The sequence below is a fragment of the Microbacterium terrae genome (assembly GCF_017831975.1).
GTDB classification, from domain to species: Bacteria; Actinomycetota; Actinomycetes; order Actinomycetales; family Microbacteriaceae; genus Microbacterium; species Microbacterium terrae.
Genome location: NZ_JAFDSS010000001.1, coordinates 2,089,460 through 2,108,054, shown reverse-complemented (window position 1 = coordinate 2,108,054; position 18,595 = coordinate 2,089,460). Strand labels below are relative to the sequence as shown.

Sequence of the window (18,595 nt, the reverse complement as noted above, 5' to 3'; positions counted from 1 at the left end):
GGACCGCCCGCTGTTCTCGTGCCGTGACGGACAGAAGGACGAACGCGCGAAATGACTTCACGCATCCTGGTGGTCGACGATGACACCGCCCTCGCCGAGATGATCGGCATCGTGCTGCGCACGGAGGGGTTCGACACCGCATTCTGCGCCGACGGCGCCAAGGCCGTCGACGCCTGGCGCACCGAGCGACCCGACCTCATCCTCCTCGACCTCATGCTCCCGGGCATGGACGGCATCGAGATCTGCACCCGCGTCCGCGCCGAGTCGGGCGTGCCGATCATCATGCTCACCGCGCGCACCGACACCGCCGACGTCGTCAAGGGACTCGAGTCGGGTGCCGATGACTACATCGTCAAGCCCTTCAACCCGAAGGAGCTCGTCGCGCGCATCCGCACCCGTCTGCGCCCCGGCGGTCAGCAGGCCGGCGAATCGCTGCGCATCGGCGACCTCACGGTCGACGTCGCCGCGCACGAGGTGCGCCGCGGCGACGGACCGATCGCACTCACCCCGCTCGAGTTCGAGCTGCTCGTCGCCCTCGCGTCGAAGCCGCAGCAGGTTTTCTCGCGAGAGATGCTGCTCGAGCAGGTGTGGGGATACCACTACAAGGCCGACACGCGCCTGGTGAACGTGCACGTCCAGCGGCTGCGGGCGAAGATCGAGCAGGACCCCGACAACCCGAAGATCGTCACGACGGTGCGCGGCGTCGGATACCGCGCCGGCGCCGTGGTGTGAGGTGGCGGTGACGACCGCGACTGCGCGGGTCGCGGCATCCGGATCCGCCGGATGGCGGGACTGGCGCTCGTGGCCGGAGACCCTGTCGAGCCTGTGGCGGCGCTCACTGCGGTTCCGCACGCTCCTGGTCACCCTCGCGCTCACCGCGCTCGCGGTGACGGTCGCCTGCGTGGTCATGGCGCTGCTCATCCGCGACGACCTGTTCGACTCCCGCCTGCAGCAGGCGCTCGCCGATGCGCAGCGCGCGACGACGACCGCGCAGGCGACGCTCGACAGCGCCACGGTGCAGGGTGACGCGGTGCAGCTGCAGAACCTCATGACGAGCGTGCAGGGCACGCTCTCGCGCCAGTCGGGCGCCGACATGTACGCGGCGTTCCGCATCGGGCCGCAGACCCCGATCGCCCCACAGAACTTCGCGAGCGACACGCGCGCCGAGGCGCTCATCAGCGCCGGCCTGCGCGATCGCGTGCAGCTCGAGGACGGCGCCGATCAGCAGTGGTGGCAGTCCGTCGCGCTCCCCACCGACGACGGATCCGACATCCCGGGCATCATCGTCGGCCAGCAGCTCGACGTGCCCGAGGTCGGCCCGTACGAGCTGTACTTCGCGTACGACCTCGCAGACGCCTCGCAGACCCTCCGCTTCGTGCAGGGCACGCTCTGGTTCGCCGGCATCGGACTCGTGCTGCTCATCAGCGCGATCGCGTGGTTCGTGCTGCGTTCGGTCACGGGCCCGATCTCGGAGGCCGCCGACACCAGCGCGAAGCTCGCCGCGGGCGAGCTGGGGGTGCGGCTCGACGTGCGCGGCGAGGACGAGCTCGCCACCCTGGGGCGGTCGTTCAACGCCATGGCCGACAGCATCGAATCGCAGATCAAGGAGCTCGCCGACCTCTCGCTCGTGCAGCAGCGATTCGTCAGCGACGTGTCGCACGAGCTCCGCACGCCCATGACGACGATCCGCCTCGCCGCCGACATGATCAACGACCAGCGCGATGCCTTCGACCCGTCGACCGCGCGGGCCGCCGAGCTCCTCAACGCCCAGGTGCAGCGCTTCGAGACCCTGCTGACCGACCTGCTCGAGATCAGCCGGTACGACGCGGGCTCGGTTCAGCTGGAGCTCGAGCCCACGAGCCTCGCGCACCTCGCGGAAGACGTCATCGGCTCGATGCATCAGCTCGCCGAGCAGCACGGGAGCGACGTGCGCCTCGTCGCGCCCGGCGGCTACTCGCCGGTCGACATGGACCCTCGGCGGGTGCGGCGCATCGTGCGCAACCTCATCGGCAACGCGATCGAGCACGGCGAGGCCCGGCCGATCGTGGTCACGGTCGACTCGGATCACGACGCCGTCGCCCTCGGCGTGCGCGACTACGGGCTCGGGATGCGGGCCGAAGACGTCGGACGCGTCTTCGACCGGTTCTGGCGCGCCGACCCGTCGCGCAAGCGCACGATCGGCGGCACCGGCCTCGGTCTCTCGATCGCGATCGGCGATGCGCGCCTGCACGGCGGCGAGCTCGCGGTGTGGTCGGAACTCGGTCGTGGCACCAACTTCGTGCTCACGCTCCCGCGTCAGCCGGGATCGCCCGTCGGGCGCAGCCCGCTGGCGATCGATCCCGGCGACGAGGCGACGCCGGGGATGGACGACCTCGGCCTCACCCAGCCGATCGACGTGCTCGACGTGGGCGAGCTCGACGGCGTCGAGGATCTCCGCCTCGTCGACGGCGACCGCGCGCGCAGAGGAGAGACATCGTGATCCGGATGCGCCGCGTCGCCGCCCTCGCTCTCGCCGCGGCGGCCGCAGCCTGCCTCGCCGCGTGCGCCGGGCTCCCCTCGAGCAGCCCGGTGAACCCGGGCCTCGCCCCGGGCGAGACGTCGTCGCAGCCGGAGTACGTCTTCATCCCCGACCGACCGCAGCCCGGCGCCTCGCCCGAGCAGATCGTGGAGGGGTTCATCCGGGCCGGCACCGGCCCGGGGGGCAACGGACAGTGGGACCGTGCGCGCGAGTTCCTCGCCCCCGACACGGAGTGGAACCCGCAGGCCGGCGTCATCGTCGACATGTCGGGCGATCGGGTGACCACGGCCGCGCAGGAGGGTCACGTCGACATGTCGCTGATCGCCACAGCGACGGTCGACGCGCGCGGGACCTATCAGCGTGTCGAGGCCGGCACCCGGACGCTCTCGTTCGAGCTCGCGCGGCAATCCGACGGCGAGTGGCGGATCACCGAGGCGCCCGACGGGATCGTGCTCAGCCGCGACTTCTTCCCCAGTGTGTTCCACCGCTACGCGGTGTTCTACTTCGACCAGTCGTGGCAGTACCTCGTGCCGGACGTGCGCTGGTTCCCGGTCGAGAACGCGGCGAGCCGGGTGACCGACGCCCTCGTGAACCAGGAGCCGAGCGACTGGCTCGCGGCATCCGTCTACTCGTTCTTCCCCGACTCGGTGTCGGCAGTGCCGGCGGTGCCGACGACCGCCGGATCCACCGCCGAGGTGGAGCTCAGTGGGGCCGCACTCTCGCTCGACGCCGACACGCTCGACCGCATGCTCACCCAGCTCGAGGCGAGCCTGGCCACGACCGGGGTGACCTCGGTCGAGATGGAGGTCGACTCGGCACCGGTGGCGGCCTCCGTCGTCGACACCCGCTCGACCCGCGTCGCCGGCGTTCCGCTCGTGCAGAACGCCGAGGGCTTCGGGTTCCTCACCGGCGACACGATCGAGCCGATCCCGGGGCTCTCGCAGGCGGTCGGCGCGGTCGACGCCGTGGCCGTGCAGGTCGGTGCCGAGCGCGACTACGCGACCGCGCTCCTCGCTGACGGACACGTGGTGCGCCTCGACGCCGAGAGCGGTGGCGCAGTGGTCCTCGACGAGCGACCCGCCCTGATCGACCCGTCCATCGACCCCGCCGGCACGGTGTGGAGCGTGCCGCGAGACCACCCGTCCGACGTGGTCGCCTTCACGCTCGAGGGTCAGCGCATCGAGGTGGCAGGAGCCTGGCCCGGTGCGGGCACCGTCGTCGCGATGGCCGTCTCGCGCGACGGGTCGCGGATCGCCGCTCTCGTGTCGACCGCCGGACGCGTCGCCGTCTGGGCCGCGGGGATCGAGCGTGACGAGGCGGGGGTTCCGGTGCGCCTGGGCGATCCGATCGAACTCGGCGTCGCCGGCGGTGCGCCGGTCGGGCTCGCCTGGCTCGACGACGTAACCGTGGGCGCGCTCACACGCGCGGAGGACGGCTCGACCGTACTCGAGCAGGTCGTCGGAGGCCCGTCGAGCACGACTGCCGCAGCCGGGGTGATGGTGCAGATCGCGGGGTCGACCTCGGTGGCCTCGGTGCGCCTGCTCGACGACGACGGCGTGCTCTTCGTGAAGCGGTCGACGACGTGGGAGCAGACCGCGACGGACGTCGACACGCTCGCGACGCAGCAGGGCTCTCCGGAGCAGGGCGCCGGACAGTAGCGGCCGCTCCTCCCCAGACAGCGCCGCGGAGCCGTCGTCCCCTGTGGCAGCCTCGTCGGCGTGCAGGCTCGTCGCGACGCGGCACCGTGGCGTCATGGATGATGCGGCATCGATCGTGCGCGAGACCCTCTTCGACGCGCTCGCGTACATCGTCGCGGTGGACTGCGCAGGATGCGGGGAGCCCGACACCGCGCTGTGCGACGCCTGCCGCGCAGCACTCGACCCGGCGCCGGTGCCGGTGCTGCTGCCCGGTGGCGCCGGCACGGCGTGGGCGGGACTGACCTTCGACGCCGAGCCGGCGCGCGTGCTGCGTGCGGTGAAGGAGGACGGACGAGTGGGGCTGGCGCGGGCACTCGCACCGGCTCTCGCCGCAGGCGTCGGTCGCTGCCTCGGCTGGGAGGCAATCGAGGTCCTCGTCGTGCCGGTGCCGACCACGCGGGCATCGTTCCGCAGGCGCGGATTCCGCGTCCCCGATCTGATCGCGCGGCGCGCCGGACTCCGCGTGACCCGCGCGCTGGTGCCCGTGCGCCAGGCATCCGACCAGCGCGGCCTCGGGCGCGCCGAGCGACGCGACAACGTCGCGGGGAGTCTGCGTGCGCGCGGCGTGCACGGGCGTCGGGTGGTGGTCGTCGACGACGTCGTGACCACCGGAGCGACCCTCGCCGAGGCGTGCCGCGCGCTGCGCGAGGCGGGAGCGGAGATCGCGGGGATCGCCGCGGTGGCCGCCACACCGCGCCGCCGAGGAGGAGGAGCGGAGCATAGCGACGCATTCGAAACTCACAGGTGACAGAGTCCGAACCGCGGGCTACCGTGGGGGAGACAAGGCGACTGAAGGTCCGCCCTTGGCCGGGTGGACCGGAACAAGGAGGTCAGGGGATGGAAACCAGCATCGTCGGCGTGGGAGTGGGAATCACAGATCGATTCCGCTCCGTCGTTGAAGAGAAGTCCGCCCGCATCGAACACCTCGCCCCGCGCGCGCAACGCGTGGATGTCAAGGTCACGCATCGCGCGTATCACAACGGCCGTGTCGAGGACGACACGGTGGAGCTGACGCTCAACGGCAAGGGCCCGATCGTCCGGGCCGAGGCGACCGACGGCGACAAGTTCGCCGCGCTCGACCTCGCGGTCGACAAGCTGTGCGAACAGCTGCGTCGTGCGAAGGACAAGCGGGTCGACGCCCGCCAGCACCCGCGCGGCGCGAAGTTCAAGAAGGAAAGCGGTTCCATTCAGGGGATCGATCTGCAACCGGCATCCGTCGACGTCATCCGGGCCGTCGCGACCGGAGAGATCCCGATCATCACCGGCAACGAGGACGAAGCCGACTACACCCCCGTCGTGATCCGCACGAAGGAGTTCGACGCGGAGTGGATGTCGGTCGAAGAGGCCGTCGACCGCATGGAGCTGGTCGGCCACGACTTCTTCCTGTTCGTCGACGCGCGCACCGATCAGCCGAGCGTCGTCTACCGGCGCAAGGGCTGGGACTACGGCGTCATCTCACTGACGACGCAGACGGCGCCCGAGGCTGTCGCCTCGTAGCGCGAGAAGCGAAGAAGACGGATGCCGCGGCCTCGAGGTCGCGGCATCCGTCTTCTCGTGTCGCGGTGTCAGTCGAACATGCCGTCGAGCAGGCTGCCGATGACGAGACCGCCGAGGATGCCGCCCATGAGGTCGTTCCCGCCGCCGCCGCGGCGGCCGCCGCCGTAGCCCTGCTGGCCGTAGCCGGGCTGCCCCCAGCCGTCCTGCGGCCGGGACGAGTCGATGTCGCGCTGGGCGAGCTGCAGCGCCTCGCTCGCGAGGAAGGCGGTGCGCCGCGCCATCGCGAAGGCCTGCTCGCGGTGGTCCTCGTCGATGACCGTGGCGGCGGCCGCCGACGTGCCGATGAGGCGGTCGAGGTCGACCCGGATGCGCTCGGCCTCGGCGATGCGGGTGCGGGCGTCGGCTCCGATCCAGCCGCGATGCCCGGCGATCACGTCGCGGGCGACGGCGAGCTGACGGTCGGCGTCGTCGATCGCGTGGCGGACGTGCTCGAGCGGCGGGATCGGGCGTGCCTCGCGCTCCCGCGCCTTCGCGATCGCCGCGTCGAGCGCGCTGTTCGCCTCGCGCAGGCGCGAGAGCTGCTCGAACGGGTCGGTGTTCACCCCGGCTGCCGGCAGGGCGCGCAGCGCGGCGTCGAGCGCCGCGACCGCAGCGGTCACGGCAGGGACCTGCGGCGCGGTTCGCGCGGCGACCAGATCTTCGCGCGAGTCGTCGACGATCGCGGCGAGCGTCGACTCGGCCCGCAGCGCCTCGACCTCGAACGTCTCGACCGCTTCGAGGAGCGTGTCGGCGCGACGGGCCGCCTCGGTCGCGGCCTCGAGCGCCATGTTCGCCTGCTCGCGCTGGCCGGCCTCACGGCGGCGCTCGGCGACGGATGCGCTGTGCTCGGCGAAGCCGAGCAGCTGCTCCGCCTCGGCGGGGTTGTTCTCCACCTGCGCGAGAGCATGGGGGGAGTAGCGGGCGGCGAGGCGCTGCACGGTCTCGCGGGCACCCGGCACGTGGGTGCGCAGGCGCGCGGCATCCGCCCGCACCTTCGCGATGATCTCGGGTGCGCGGCGCGCGCGGGCGATGCGCTCGGCGAGGGCCTCGGTGCGGTCGTCGAGCAGTTCCTCCGCCCACTCGCACAGCTGCACGATGCGGGCGTTGCGGGTGCGCAGCTCGAGCGGGGTGTCGGGGATCTCGTCGTGGTTCAGCTGGTGCAGCTGGAAGGCCTCCTGCAGGTGCGTGCGCACCGCTTCGACGGCGTCGCGCAGCTCTTTCGTGGCGTCGCTGCCGAGTTCGGCATCGGCGAACACCAGCTCATCGGAGGTGAGGCGCACGCGCTCGTCGGCGGCGACGAGCGCCGTCTTCGCACGGCGCGCCAGATCGGCGTCCTGTGCGGCGAGTTCTTCTTGTTCGCGTTTGCGCTTGCCCCAGAAACCTGCCATGCAATCGATCCTATGGGCCGCGATGTGAGCGGGCTGTGGGCTGTGGACGGCGGGGCACGGAGTTTCGCCCACAGCGTCGTGCGCGCTGCGGATGCAGCCGCGGGCACGCTCCTCTGGCGCGCACCCACGGGTAGGCCCCAGACTGAGCGCACGATCTCGTACACGTGCGCTCGCGGTCGTGGCCGGGGTCCAGGCGGCCTCGGGCGCCGCAGCCCGGAGGAGCGCCCACCATGGCACTGCCGAAAGCCCTCGTGCCCGTCTCGCTCCGCGGCTACCAGGCGTCGTGGCTCGCCCGCGACGTGCTGGCGGGCGTCACGCTCGCCGCCGTGGCGATCCCCGAGGTGATGGGGTACACCTCGATCGCGCAGATGCCCATCGTCACCGGCCTCTACACGATCCTGCTGCCGCTGCTCGCGTTCGCGCTGCTCGGGTCGTCGAAGCTCCTCGTCGTCGGCGGTGACTCCGCCACCGCGGCGATCCTCGCCTCGGGGCTCATCAGCGCGGGCATCTCGGGGGCGACGCCCGGATCGCCGCAGTGGGTGGCGCTGTGCGGTCTCACCGCGCTGGTGTGCGGCGTGCTGCTCGTGCTCGCGCGGCTTCTGCGCCTGGGCTTCATCGGCGACTTCCTCTCGGCATCCGTCCTCATCGGCTTCCTCACCGGGGTCGGCATCCAGGTCGCGACCGGGCAGATCCCCGACATCCTCGGCGTCCCGAAGGGCTCCGGCGGATGGTTCGAGCAGCAGTGGTCGTGGCTCACGTCGCTCGGCGCCGTCTCGTGGCCGACGCTCGCGTACGGCGCGGCGACGATCGCGATCATCTACGCCTTCAAGCTCTTCGTGCCGAAGATCCCCGGCGCGATCATCGCGGTCGTAGGGCTCCTCACCCTTGCAACGGTGACGGATGCCTCCGGCTACGGTGTCGAGGTGGTCGGGGCGATCCAGGGCGGCCTGCCGCCGATCGGACTGCCGGCGGGCGTCGGGTGGAGCGACATCCCGGCGGTGCTCTCCACCGCCTTCGCCTGCTTCGTCATCATCATCGCCCAGAGCGCCGCGACGTCGCGCAGCTTCGCGGCGAAGCACGGCGACCGGGCCGACGTGAACCGCGACATCGTCGGCCTCGCCGCGGCGAACCTGGCAGCCGGCATCAGCGGCACGTTCGTGGTGAACGGGTCGCCGACGAAGACCCAGATCCTCGACGGACAGAAGGGGCGCACGCAGGTCGCGAACCTCACCGTCGTCGTCGTGACCCTGCTGGTGCTGCTGTTCCTCACCGACCTGCTGACCGATCTGCCGAAGGCGGTGCTCGGCGGCGTCGTGTTCGTCATCGGCATCGAGCTCATCGACATCCGCGGGCTCGTGCGCATCTCACGCATCCGCCGGCGCGAGTTCCTCATCGCGCTCGCGACCGCGCTCACCGTCTTCATCGTCGGGGTCGGCGCGGGAGTCGTTCTCGCGATCGCGCTCTCGCTGCTCGACGTCGTCGAGCGCCAGTACCGCGCGCGCGACTTCGTGCTGCGCGTGCGGGGCGAGCAGGGGTACGACTACGACCCGGCCGTGCCCGGGGCGCAGACCGCACCGGGGCTCGTGGTCTTCCGCTACGGCGCCGACCTGTTCTACGCGAACGCGACGCGGTTCGCCGACGAGGTGGAGACGGTCGTCGACGCCGCGCCCGACCGGGTGCGGTGGCTGATCCTCGACGGAGCCGGCATCTCCGATGTCGACTACTCCGCGGGGATGAACCTCGCCGCGCTCCTCGATTGGCTCGACGCACGGCAGATCGCTCTCGTCCTCGCGCGGGTGGACACCGACGTGCTCTCGGCGCTCGACAGCTACGGGCTGGGCGCCCGCATCCCTCCCGACCGCATCTACTCCGACCTCGACGCGGCGGTGCGGGCCTTCCCCGGAGAGGAGCCCCCGCCGACCGCGTAGGCGCGGCGTCAGTCCTCGCGCTTGTGGCGCGGCTTGCGCTCGGGCCGGTCGCCGAAGTCGCGCCGCGGGCGGTCGTCGTCGTAGCTCTTGCGGAAGGGCTTGCGGTCGCCGTCGCGGCGCTGCGGCCGACCCGTGTCGAGGCGCAGCTCGATCAGCTGCCCCGAGATGCGGGTGTCGGCGAGGCGGTCGAGCGTGTCGCGGGGCAGATCGCTGGGCAGCTCGACGAGCGAGAAGTCGGGGCGGATCTGGATCGCGCCGAAGTCGTCGCGGCGCAGGCCGCCCTCGTTCGCGAGGGCGCCGACGATCTGGCGCGGCTCGACACGCTGGCGGCGGCCGACCGCGATGCGGTAGGTCGAGAAGCCCTCGCGCGGCGTGCGCTGCTCGCGCTTGGGGCCGCGGTCGAAGCCGTCGCGGTCGCTGCGCTCGCCGCGATCGCGGTCGGGGCGCTCGCGGCGCTGCGGCTCGGGGTCGGGCTCGAGCAGCAGGGGGGTCTCGCCCTGCGACACGATCGCGAGCGCCGCGGCGACATCCATCTCGGGCACATCGTGGTGACGCACGTAGTGGGCGACGATGTCGCGGAAGCGGTCGACGCGCTCGGTCTCGGCGAGGGCCGCGGTGATGCGGTCGTCGAAGCGCGCGAGCCGCGTGACGTTCACCTCGTCGACGCTCGGCAGCGCCATCTCGGTGAGCTCCTGGCGGGTCGCCTTCTCGATCGCCTTGACGAGCCAGCGCTCCTTCGGGGTCACGAACGAGATCGCGTCGCCCGAGCGGCCGGCGCGACCGGTGCGACCGATGCGGTGCACGTACGACTCGGTGTCGGTGGGGATGTCGTAGTTGACGACGTGTGAGATGCGCTCGACGTCGAGGCCGCGGGCGGCGACATCGGTGGCGACCAGGATGTCGAGCTTGCCCGACTTGAGCTGGTTGACCGTCTTCTCGCGCTGGGCCTGGGCGATGTCGCCGTTGATGGCCGCGGCGGAGTACCCGCGGGCACGGAGCTTCTCTGCGATCTCCTCGGTGACGCTGCGGGTGCGGCCGAAGATGATCATGCCGTCGAAGTTCTCGACTTCGAGGATGCGGGTGAGCACGTCCATCTTCTGCTGCCACGCCGTGATCAGGTAGCGCTGGGCGATCGTCGACGACGTCGTGGTCTTCGACTTGACCGTGATCTCTTCGGGGTCGTGCAGGTACTGCTTCGACATGCGGCGGATCGTGGCCGGCATGGTGGCCGAGAACAGTGCGACCTGCTTGGTCTCGGGGGTCTCGGCGAGGATCGTCTCGACGTCTTCGGCGAAGCCCATCTTGAGCATCTCGTCGGCCTCGTCGAGCACGAGGTACTTCAGCTCGGAGAGGTCGAGCGTGCCCTTCTCGAGGTGATCGATGATGCGGCCGGGGGTGCCGACGACGATGTGCACGCCGCGGCGGAGCGCCGACAGCTGCACGCCGTAGCCCTGACCGCCGTAGACGGGCAGCACGTGGACGTTGCGCAGGTGCGACGCGTACTTCTCGAACGCCTCGCACACCTGCAGCGCGAGCTCGCGCGTCGGGGCGAGCACGAGCGCCTGCGGGTTCTTCTGCGACACGTCGAGGCGGTCGATGATCGGCAGGGCGAACGCCGCCGTCTTGCCGGTGCCGGTCTGCGCCATGCCGACCACGTCGCGGCCGGCGAGCAGGGTCGGAATGGTGGCCGCCTGGATGGCGGAGGGGGTCTCGTAGCCGACGTCGCGCAGCGCCTTCAGCGCCGCTTCGCCCAATCCGAGGTCTGCGAATGTCATCGCGGCGGGCTGCTCGGCAGCCGCGTCCTCGATCGGGGATTCGGTTTCGATCACGCTTAAGGGTAGTGGGTGCCGCCTGGGAGGCGACAGCATGCCCCGCCGCCGCCCCTCGCCCCCGCCTCCTCATTCTCGCGAGGGAAGGGGTCAGCGGGTGCGGGATGCTTCGAGGGCGATCAGCTCGCTGATGTCTATGGGCTCTGTCGGCGGGAGCGCGAGGGCCGCGGGGTCGACGGTGACGGGGTGGAGCGAGATGCGGTCGGCGGGGGCGGAGGCAGGGGTCATGGGGGAGTCCTCTCTGACGTTCGTATACAGGGTGTGTCCGGCAGGGGCCGGTTCGTCTCAGATCAGGCGATCGCGTTGCGTCGGGTGAGGTCGGGATGCCGCGGGGGCACGAGCCACGCGGCCAGCGCGATCGCAATCGGGAGTGCGACGGCGAGGAGGCAGAGGAGCAGCCACGGGGCATCCTCGAACTTCAGATAGCCGTCGGAGGTCTGCGTCGTGCCCCACACCGGGATGAGCCCGGCGGCCGTGCCGACCACCGAGCCGATGCCGACCACGATCACCGCCTGCCAGAGGTTGATGGCTCGGCGCAGCATCCGCGACCCGCCGACCGCGGTGAGCGTGGCGTCGTCGGGGCGGCGTTCGAAGCGGGTGAGGCCGAGGCACACCGCGCTCGCCGCGATGACGAGCACCATGGCGGCACCGGTGATGAGCCAGAGCCAGGGCTCCTGCGGGTCGGGACCGTCTTCGTAGTTCACCCCGATGTAGGCGCCCTCGCTGACGCGCGTCGCAGCGGCGTCGGCGGTGATCCGGTCGAGCGTGGCAGTCTCGAGGGGCTCGTCGCGCAGGGCGACCACGGTGGACGGCATCGTCACGATCCCGAGCCTCTCGGCGGTCTCGGGGCTCACCATCGCCTGCGTGTTCGACGAGATGAACGGCGGTTCGATGAGCTCGGCCGGGAGTTCGTGCTCGGCATCGGGGTCGGGCAGCGCCGCGAGCGCGTCGGCGTCCGCCCAGTCGACCGTGTTCATGGCTGCGTAGTACTGCTCGCGGCTCGTCTCGGTCCACTCGGTGATCACCGCCATGCCGCTCGACGTGACGAACTGCGCGTCGGTGATGATCATCGCCCCTTCGCGGTAGGCCTCGAGCGTGGCGGCGGAGACCGGCATGTCGAGCAGGGCCGCAACGTCGCCCGGCGCGACGATCGTGAGCCCGCCGTTGAGCGCTGCCTCGTCGCCGCCGCAGTCGGGGCAGGTCTCGGTCGGCTGCCCGGCGACGCCGTACACGGGAGCGTCGGGGTCGAGTGCGACGCCGGTCTCGAGGTCGTACTCGGTGCCGCGGGCCGTCGATACGACCACCGTCGCCGTCGGGTCGGTCGCAGCGAGCAGCTCGTCGGCGGCGTCGACCAGCGCGGCGTCGTCGTCGGCGGTGGGGGAGTAGATGAAGGCGGACACGCTGTGGAGGGGCCCCGCGTACCAGTAGCTACGCGCGTTCGCGTTGCCCTGCAGCGCCGTGCTGGCGAGCGCGAACGAGGCGATGAAGACGCACACCGTGATCGCGGCGAACGCCGGAACGACGCGCGACGGGTTGGCCGCGGCATCCCGCGCGGCGATCCGCGGTGCGATCCCGATGCGGGCGACCGGTCGTGCGACCACCTCGAGCACCCAGCGCCCGGCGATCAGGAACCCGATCTGGAAGACGATCGGGCCGAGGACGATGCCGAACATCGCTGCGATGCGCAGCGGATGCGCGTAGTCGATCCGGTCCGCGGAGTTCAGTGCGGCGATCGCGAGACCGCTTGCGATCGCCGCGCCGAGCCCGACCGACATCACGAGCACACCGCCCAGTGGGAGCTTGGCCGGCTCCCGCGGCGGGCGCCGTGAGCCGCGCAGGGCTCCGATCACGTCGCCGCGGGTGGCGGCGCGCGCGGGGGCGATCGCCGAGATGCTGCCGACGACGACGGCGAAGACGAGGATGCCGGCCGTCAGCGCCCAGGGCACGTTGTAACCCCAGTTGCCCCAGAACGAGCCCACGGCCCCGCTGTCGGTGAGCTCGAGGGCGAGCCAGGCGCCGGCCGCGCCGAGGACGACGCCCGTGACGCCCGCGACGGTGCCGAGCACCGTGCCCTGCAGCACGACGACGCGGAACACGTCGGTGTTCGAGGCGCCGACGCTCGCGGCCACGGCGAGCGATCGCTGCTGGCGGCGGGCCGACACCGCGAAGGCGGCACCGGCGAGGAGCACGATGAGGTAGCCGCTGAAGGCGACCACGATGAGGGCGACCATCAGCATCGAGCTCGCCTGCGCCGTGTCGTTGCGCCACTGCGAGGTGTACGCGCCGGCCGGCGGGTGCACCAGCAGGTCGTGGGCGAAGGCGACGAATCCGGCGTGGTTGAGCTTCGCGAGTTCGTCGAGTCCGGGCTGCCAGTCCGCGACGTACCAGCGGGTCTGGCCGACCACCAGGTCGGATGCCGACGCCGGGAGGAACACTTCGGGATCGGCCGGCCGCGCGTCGGCGCGGCGCATCGTGCCCGTGATCTCGAAGGTTCGGTCGCTGTCGACGAGCACGATCTCATCGCCCACCCGCGCGTCGAGCCGCTCGAGGATGCCCGGCGAGACGAGGACCTGGTCGGCGGAGGCCGGCGCCTCGCCCTCCAGCAGCAGGAAGCGCCCGTCGAACACCGGGTCCCACACATCGCCGGCGGTGGCCGCGACGTTGCCGACGCCCGCGGCGGTCTCGACGAAGACCTGCGCCCACTCCACCACCTCCGCGACCGTCGCGTCGGCGGGGATAAGCGCGTACGGATCCTCGGGCATCGGCTGCTCGGGGTTGACGGGGCGGCCCTGGTCATCGGTGTCGATCGTGTTGTTCCACGGGTCGTCGACCGCCTGCCGGCGGCTCGGGTCGGCGCCGCCGACCACGTCGATCCGCGACTCGTTGGCGCCGAGCTCGAGGGTCGCCGACTGCTCGCGCGTCGGGATGTGGCTCTGCCAGAAGATGGCGCCGCCGGCGAGCCCCGCGACCGGGAGCATCACGAGCATCATCACGAGGGCGCTCGAGCCCGTCGTGCGGCGCACCTGCCGCGCGGCGAGCCGGAGGTCGGCCCGCAGACGCGGCCAGATGCTGCGGCGCGGGGTCGCGGCATCCGGCTCGGGCACTTCCTCAGGCGGCTGCGTCGGCGCCTCGAGGACCCCGGTCACCGCGGGCCGCCCGCGAGGAGGGTCTCGGCGCCCTCCCGGCGCGACTCGTCGATGATGCGGCCGTCGCGCAGGAACACGATGCGGTCGGCGAAGGCCGCGTGGCGGGCCTCGTGGGTGACGAGGATGCCGGCGGCGCCGGCATCCACCCGGGTGCGCAGCATCCGCAGCACCATCTCGCCCGTCACCGAGTCCAGCGCACCCGTCGGCTCGTCGGCGAGGATCAGCCGACGGCCGCCGACGACGGCGCGCGCGATCGCGACGCGCTGCTGCTGCCCGCCCGACAGATCGTCGGGGTACGCGTGCAGCTTGTCGGCGAGACCCACCGATTCGAGCGCATCCCGACCCGCACGGCGCGCCCCCCGGGCTCGGAAGCCGTCGAGCTCGAGCGGCAGCGTCACGTTCTCGAGCGCCGTGAGGGTCGGGATGAGATTGAAGTCCTGGAAGACGAACCCGAGCGACCGGCGCCGCAGCGCCGCGAGCTGCTGCGGTGCCTGCACGCTCAGGTGCTCGCCCTCGATGACCACTTCGCCGGTCGTCGGCGTCGCGAGACCGCCCGCGATCGACAGCAGAGTCGACTTGCCCGATCCGGATGCCCCCATCACGGCGACGAGCTCGCCCTCGTGCACCTCGAGGTCGACCCCCGACAGCGCCGAGACCGCCGTCGGACCCGAGCCGTACTGCTGGGTCACGCCGATGAGGCGCAGCACCGGTGCGCTCATCGCGCGGCTCCGGAGTGCGACGGCGTTTCGTCTCGCCTCGCTCGCTCGACGTCCGAGGCGTCGGATGCCGATCCCTGAGCCGCCACGTCCGATCCCTGAGCCGCCGCATCCGATCCCTGAGCCTGTCGAAGGGCGGGTCGCCCGCGCTTGGGGCGCTCGGTCGACAGCTCGAGCGTCATCGCGTGCTGCGGGTGCAGGGCCAGGCGCTGCTCGGTGTGGTCGAGCCAGCGCACCTCGGCTTCGGCCGCGAAGATCATCGAGTCGATGACGAGAGCCCAGGCGAGCTCCTCCGGCCCGTTCGGGTCGGCGCCGGCGTACTTCGCCCGCTGCAGCGACTGCAGCTGCGAGAGCGACGCCCGGCGCTGGGTCTGGATCACCTCGGTCACGTCAACGCCGGGGAGGGTGGCGGCGACGGCGAGCTTGATCGCGAGCTCGTCGCGCGTGCCGCCCGACCGCTCGACCGGCGATCCGAGCCAGGCGGCGACCTCGGCCGAACCGGCATCCGTGATCTCCCAGTACACGTGGCCCTGCTCGTCGACCTCGCCCTTCGCGACGAGGCCGTCGCGCTCGAGGCGGTCGAGGGTGTTGTAGATCTGGCCGACGTTCAGCGGCCAGGTCGAGCCGGTGCGGCGGTCGAACTCCGCGCGCAGCTGGTAGCCGTAGCACGGCCCCTGATCGAGGATCGCGAGCAGACTCTGGCGAACCGACATGAGTGTCTCCCTTGCCGCCTCGGCTGTATACCGAGTATCTAGTTACCGAGTATATGCATACCGGGAATCATTTCAAGCGATCAGAAGCGCAGCGCATCGATCACCTTCGCCCTCACCGCGGCGAGGGCCGGGATGAACCCCGCCAGCGCGCCGATGGCGACCGCCGCCGTCAGTCCGATCACCGCGGCCCTGAACGGGAACGCGGGGATGTCCTGCATCCCGACGAACAGCGACTCGACGAACGGCGCCTTGAGGATCGCGACCGCGAGGGCGATTCCGACGACCCCGGCGACCGCCGTCGCCACCACCGACTCCAGCAGCACCGAGAAGAACACGCGCCCGCCCGTGGCGCCGAAGCTGCGCCTCACGCCGATCTCGCGGATGCGCTGGCGCATCGCGACCAGCTGGATGTTCACGAGCCCCAGGCCGCCCAGGAGCAGCACGAGGCCGGCGATGCCGCCCGTGATCGCCTCGAAGACCGCTGCCTGGTCGGCGTTCTCGGGACGCGAGCCCCAGTCGCTGCGCGAGACCATCACCTCGGTGCCCTCGAGGCCGGCGCGCAGATCCATCGCGAGCACGGGGCCCACGTCGGCGACCAGGTCGTCCGACACCCAGAACTCCCACATCACGCCCGCCTCGGGCGGCAGCACGTCGACCCGCGCCGAGTAGCTGTCGCCCAGGAGCACGATCGACTTCTCCTCGTCGCCCGGGTACTGCCGGGGCGTGATCCCGATCACGGGGTACGAGCCGGCGAGCTCGCCAGCCAGCGGAAGCGCGAATGCGCCGAGAGCGGGGCGCCCGAACGCATCCCACAGCGCCTCCGAGATCACCACCGGGGGAGCGAGCAGGTCCCCGTCGCCGCTGCGGAACCAGCGGCCCTCCGCGAGCGCGGTGCGATGCATCACCGGCCACGCCTCGTCGACGAGCTTCGCCGTGACGGGCTGCACCTGGTCGGGCGTCTGCACCTCGAGCTGCAGTCCGTCGACGACGCGGGTGCGGTGCGAGAACTCGTAGCGCTCCGACACGGCGTCGACTCGCTCATCGAAGGCTGCGGCGTCGAACGGTGCGGTATCGGTCGACATCGCCGAGACGGTCACCGTCGCCTGCCGGCCACCGTAGCGGTCGGACTGCTCGGCCATGGACTGCCGCTGATACTCGCCGAGCGCGACCACCGCGGTGATCGCCGCGACCGACACCGCGATGCCGATGAGGCTCAGCAGCACCCGCAGCTTGTGGTGGCGCAGCTCGGCCCACGCGTCGCCGAGCGCTCCGACGAACCCGCTCACTGCACACCCGCCGGTGCTTCGGCGATGGCGCCGAGCGCCGTCTCGCGGAACGCGAGGTCGAGTTCGACCGGGGCCAGCACGCCCGCTTCGAGCCGGTAGTGCCGTCGGGCGCGTGCGGCGACGTGCACGTCGTGCGTGATCGTCACGAGGGCGGCCTCGGCCTCGGAGGCGATGTCGTCGAGGAGCGTCATCACCGCGCCGCCCGTCTCGACGTCGAGGGCGCCGGTCGGCTCGTCGGCGAGGATCAGGGCGGGACGACGGACGAGCGCCCGTGCGATCGCGACGCGCTGCTGCTCACCCCCCGACAGCTGCTCGGGCGGCGACTCGAGGCGGTGCGACAGCCCGACGCGGTCGAGCATGTCGGCGGCGATGGTCTTGCGCGCCCAGAACTCCCGTCCCTTCGCGTAGCTGAGGGGCATCGCGACGTTCTCGAGCGCCGAGCGGCCGGGGAGCAGGTTGAACTGCTGGAACACGTACCCGACGTTGCGTCCCCGCAGCCGGTCGAGCTTGGCCTGGCCCATGCGGCCGACCGCGTCGCCGCGGAACGAGACGGTCCCCTCGGAGGGGGAGTCGAGCATCCCGAGCAGGTTCAGCAGCGTCGACTTCCCCGAGCCGCTGCGTCCGACGATGGATACGTGGTCGCCGGCGCCGATCTCGAGATCGATGCCGCGGAGGATGTCGAGGCGGGTGTCATCGGGGAGCAGGACGTGCTTGGTGACACCCTCGAGCGCGACGAGGCTCACCAGTTCCAGCCCTGCTCTTCGCAGTACTCGCCGCCGAAGCCGTCGTCGTAGCAGACCGGTTCCGTGGTCGCGGCGAGGCCGGGCACGAACTGGCGGATCATCTCGCCCTCCTCGAGGCCTTCGGTCACCTCGACGATCGTCCCGTCGCTCACGCCGAGTGCGATCTCACGCTCCTCGGGGTCGGAGCCGTCGCCCGCGTCGATCCAGACGACGCCCGATCCGGCGCCGCCCTTGACCGCGGTGGTCGGCACGACGAGCGCATCGGTGACGGTGCCGATGCTGATCTCGACGTCTGCCTGCAGTCCAGCGAACACCACCTGGTCCTTCGGCACGGCGCAGCGCACGCTCGTGGTCGAGTCCTCGGCGACCTGCACGTCGAGCCCGGTGCACGTGAACGGCGCGGGGCCGCCCTGGATGGCGACGGATGCTTCGCTCGGCGCCTCGAGCAGGCGGTACAGCTGCACCGGCTCGACGGTGCTCATCACGTGGTAGCGGGACGGGTTGAGGGTCGCGAGCTCGACGCCGACCGAGGCGCCCTGGCCCTTCACGACCGTCAGTGTCGCGATCTCGCCGGCCTCGGGGGCGCGGACGTCGAAGGTCAGCACGGGGTAGGTCTGCTTGACGGTGAAGAGCACCTGGCCGTTCGAGACGGACTGCCCGGGCTTCACGTGCACCGCGGTGACGGTGCCGTCGATCTCGGACCTGACGGTCACCGCCTCGTCGCGCGCGATGGTTCCCGGCAGGCTCATCGCGTTGACCACGTCGCCGCGCTCGACCGGCACGACGGTGTCGGCGATGCCGGCGGACGGCTCGACCGCCGTGCTCGTCTCATCGGGGAAGAACGCGATCTTCACGAGTGCGGCGGCAACCGCCCCCAGAACCACGATCATGAGGATCGGGAAGATCCAACGGCGCCAGACGACCATGACATCCTCTCCGGCGCCGGGGCGCCTGCCGGGTGCGCGGAAGCACCACAATTAAATGCCGAGTATATGCATACCGGGAATACTCCGTGTGGATTATCCACAGGCGGATCGCAGCGGCCGCGCGGCGGCCCGCTGTCCAGCGCATCCCAAGGTCACGGGTGGATAACAT

Annotated in this window: 15 protein-coding genes; 6 read left to right on the top strand and 9 right to left on the bottom strand. The window is 71.5% G+C overall.

Features of this window, described 5'->3' with window-relative positions; translation table 11 throughout:
- Positions 1–51 precede the first annotated feature (51 nt).
- The 5 genes from mtrA (at position 52) to hpf (ending at position 5,712) form a co-directional block, all read left to right on the top strand.
- Positions 52–732 carry an MtrAB system response regulator MtrA gene (mtrA, locus tag JOD63_RS09770; protein WP_045275290.1) on the top strand — a complete coding sequence of 227 codons (681 nt, stop codon included), beginning with the start codon at positions 52–54 and terminating at the stop codon, positions 730–732.
- Between the two features lie 7 nt (positions 733–739).
- On the top strand, positions 740–2,479 hold the full coding sequence (mtrB, locus tag JOD63_RS09765; RefSeq protein WP_045275312.1) for an MtrAB system histidine kinase MtrB: 1,740 nt from the start codon (positions 740–742) through the stop codon (positions 2,477–2,479).
- A gap of 5 nt (positions 2,480–2,484) precedes the next feature.
- Complete coding sequence (locus tag JOD63_RS09760) at positions 2,485–4,176, top strand: LpqB family beta-propeller domain-containing protein (protein ID WP_045275313.1); 1,692 nt, start codon at positions 2,485–2,487, stop codon at positions 4,174–4,176.
- Between the two features lie 94 nt (positions 4,177–4,270).
- Positions 4,271–4,963: a ComF family protein gene (locus tag JOD63_RS09755; protein ID WP_045275291.1), complete on the top strand. Its 693-nt coding sequence runs from the start codon at positions 4,271–4,273 to the stop codon at positions 4,961–4,963.
- Positions 4,964–5,052: 89 nt separating this feature from the next.
- Positions 5,053–5,712, top strand: a complete 660-nt coding sequence (gene hpf / locus JOD63_RS09750) for a ribosome hibernation-promoting factor, HPF/YfiA family (protein ID WP_045275292.1) — start codon at positions 5,053–5,055, stop codon at positions 5,710–5,712.
- Between the two features lie 68 nt (positions 5,713–5,780).
- Here the strand turns inward: hpf and JOD63_RS09745 are convergent, their stop codons facing one another.
- The gene (locus JOD63_RS09745) at positions 5,781–7,139 is read right to left on the bottom strand and encodes a coiled-coil domain-containing protein (protein WP_211088091.1); all 1,359 of its coding nucleotides are present in this window, start codon (positions 7,137–7,139) and stop codon (positions 5,781–5,783) included.
- A gap of 230 nt (positions 7,140–7,369) precedes the next feature.
- Here JOD63_RS09745 and JOD63_RS09740 point away from each other — a divergent pair, with 230 nt between their 5' ends.
- Positions 7,370–9,067, top strand: a complete 1,698-nt coding sequence (locus tag JOD63_RS09740; RefSeq protein ID WP_045275294.1) for a SulP family inorganic anion transporter — start codon at positions 7,370–7,372, stop codon at positions 9,065–9,067.
- 8 nt (positions 9,068–9,075) lie between these two features.
- On the opposite strand, the gene JOD63_RS09735 is transcribed toward JOD63_RS09740, so the two are convergent.
- From JOD63_RS09735 to JOD63_RS09700, 8 genes are all read right to left on the bottom strand, one after another.
- Positions 9,076–10,842: a DEAD/DEAH box helicase gene (locus JOD63_RS09735; protein ID WP_211088189.1), complete on the bottom strand. Its 1,767-nt coding sequence runs from the start codon at positions 10,840–10,842 to the stop codon at positions 9,076–9,078.
- A gap of 144 nt (positions 10,843–10,986) precedes the next feature.
- Complete coding sequence (locus tag JOD63_RS09730; protein ID WP_211088090.1) at positions 10,987–11,124, bottom strand: hypothetical protein; 138 nt, start codon at positions 11,122–11,124, stop codon at positions 10,987–10,989.
- 62 nt (positions 11,125–11,186) lie between these two features.
- Positions 11,187–14,042, bottom strand: coding sequence for an ABC transporter permease (locus tag JOD63_RS09725; RefSeq protein ID WP_052682415.1), 2,856 nt, complete (start codon positions 14,040–14,042; stop codon positions 11,187–11,189).
- A complete protein-coding gene (locus JOD63_RS09720; protein ID WP_045274832.1) occupies positions 14,039–14,761 on the bottom strand; it encodes an ABC transporter ATP-binding protein in 723 nt (240 codons plus the stop codon). Before JOD63_RS09720 ends, JOD63_RS09725 begins: the two co-directional genes overlap by 4 nt.
- On the bottom strand, positions 14,758–15,471 hold the full coding sequence (locus JOD63_RS09715) for a PadR family transcriptional regulator (RefSeq protein WP_084613393.1): 714 nt from the start codon (positions 15,469–15,471) through the stop codon (positions 14,758–14,760). The genes JOD63_RS09720 and JOD63_RS09715 overlap by 4 nt, the downstream gene beginning before the upstream one ends.
- Before the next feature lie 80 nt (positions 15,472–15,551).
- The gene (locus JOD63_RS09710) at positions 15,552–16,757 is read right to left on the bottom strand and encodes an ABC transporter permease (RefSeq protein ID WP_045274831.1); all 1,206 of its coding nucleotides are present in this window, start codon (positions 16,755–16,757) and stop codon (positions 15,552–15,554) included.
- Positions 16,754–17,500, bottom strand: coding sequence for an ABC transporter ATP-binding protein (locus JOD63_RS09705; protein WP_045274830.1), 747 nt, complete (start codon positions 17,498–17,500; stop codon positions 16,754–16,756). The genes JOD63_RS09710 and JOD63_RS09705 overlap by 4 nt, the downstream gene beginning before the upstream one ends.
- On the bottom strand, positions 17,497–18,426 hold the full coding sequence (locus JOD63_RS09700) for an efflux RND transporter periplasmic adaptor subunit (RefSeq protein ID WP_045274829.1): 930 nt from the start codon (positions 18,424–18,426) through the stop codon (positions 17,497–17,499). The genes JOD63_RS09705 and JOD63_RS09700 overlap by 4 nt, the downstream gene beginning before the upstream one ends.
- Between the last annotated feature and the right edge of the window lie 169 nt (positions 18,427–18,595).

Bases quoted from the DNA above. Each gene is read 5' to 3' on its own strand.
- JOD63_RS09720 (WP_045274832.1), bottom strand. From the start codon at position 14,761: ATGAGCGCACCGGTGCTGCGCCTCATCGGCGTGACCCAGCAGTACGGC.
- JOD63_RS09740 (WP_045275294.1), top strand. From the start codon at position 7,370: ATGGCACTGCCGAAAGCCCTCGTGCCCGTCTCGCTCCGCGGCTACCAG.
- JOD63_RS09755 (WP_045275291.1), top strand. From the start codon at position 4,271: ATGGATGATGCGGCATCGATCGTGCGCGAGACCCTCTTCGACGCGCTC.
- hpf (WP_045275292.1), top strand. From the start codon at position 5,053: ATGGAAACCAGCATCGTCGGCGTGGGAGTGGGAATCACAGATCGATTC.
- JOD63_RS09730 (WP_211088090.1), bottom strand. From the start codon at position 11,124: ATGACCCCTGCCTCCGCCCCCGCCGACCGCATCTCGCTCCACCCCGTC.
- JOD63_RS09715 (WP_084613393.1), bottom strand. From the start codon at position 15,471: ATGTCGGTTCGCCAGAGTCTGCTCGCGATCCTCGATCAGGGGCCGTGC.
- JOD63_RS09735 (WP_211088189.1), bottom strand. From the start codon at position 10,842: ATGACATTCGCAGACCTCGGATTGGGCGAAGCGGCGCTGAAGGCGCTG.
- JOD63_RS09760 (WP_045275313.1), top strand. From the start codon at position 2,485: ATGCGCCGCGTCGCCGCCCTCGCTCTCGCCGCGGCGGCCGCAGCCTGC.
- JOD63_RS09745 (WP_211088091.1), bottom strand. From the start codon at position 7,139: ATGGCAGGTTTCTGGGGCAAGCGCAAACGCGAACAAGAAGAACTCGCC.
- JOD63_RS09700 (WP_045274829.1), bottom strand. From the start codon at position 18,426: ATGGTCGTCTGGCGCCGTTGGATCTTCCCGATCCTCATGATCGTGGTT.
- mtrA (WP_045275290.1), top strand. From the start codon at position 52: ATGACTTCACGCATCCTGGTGGTCGACGATGACACCGCCCTCGCCGAG.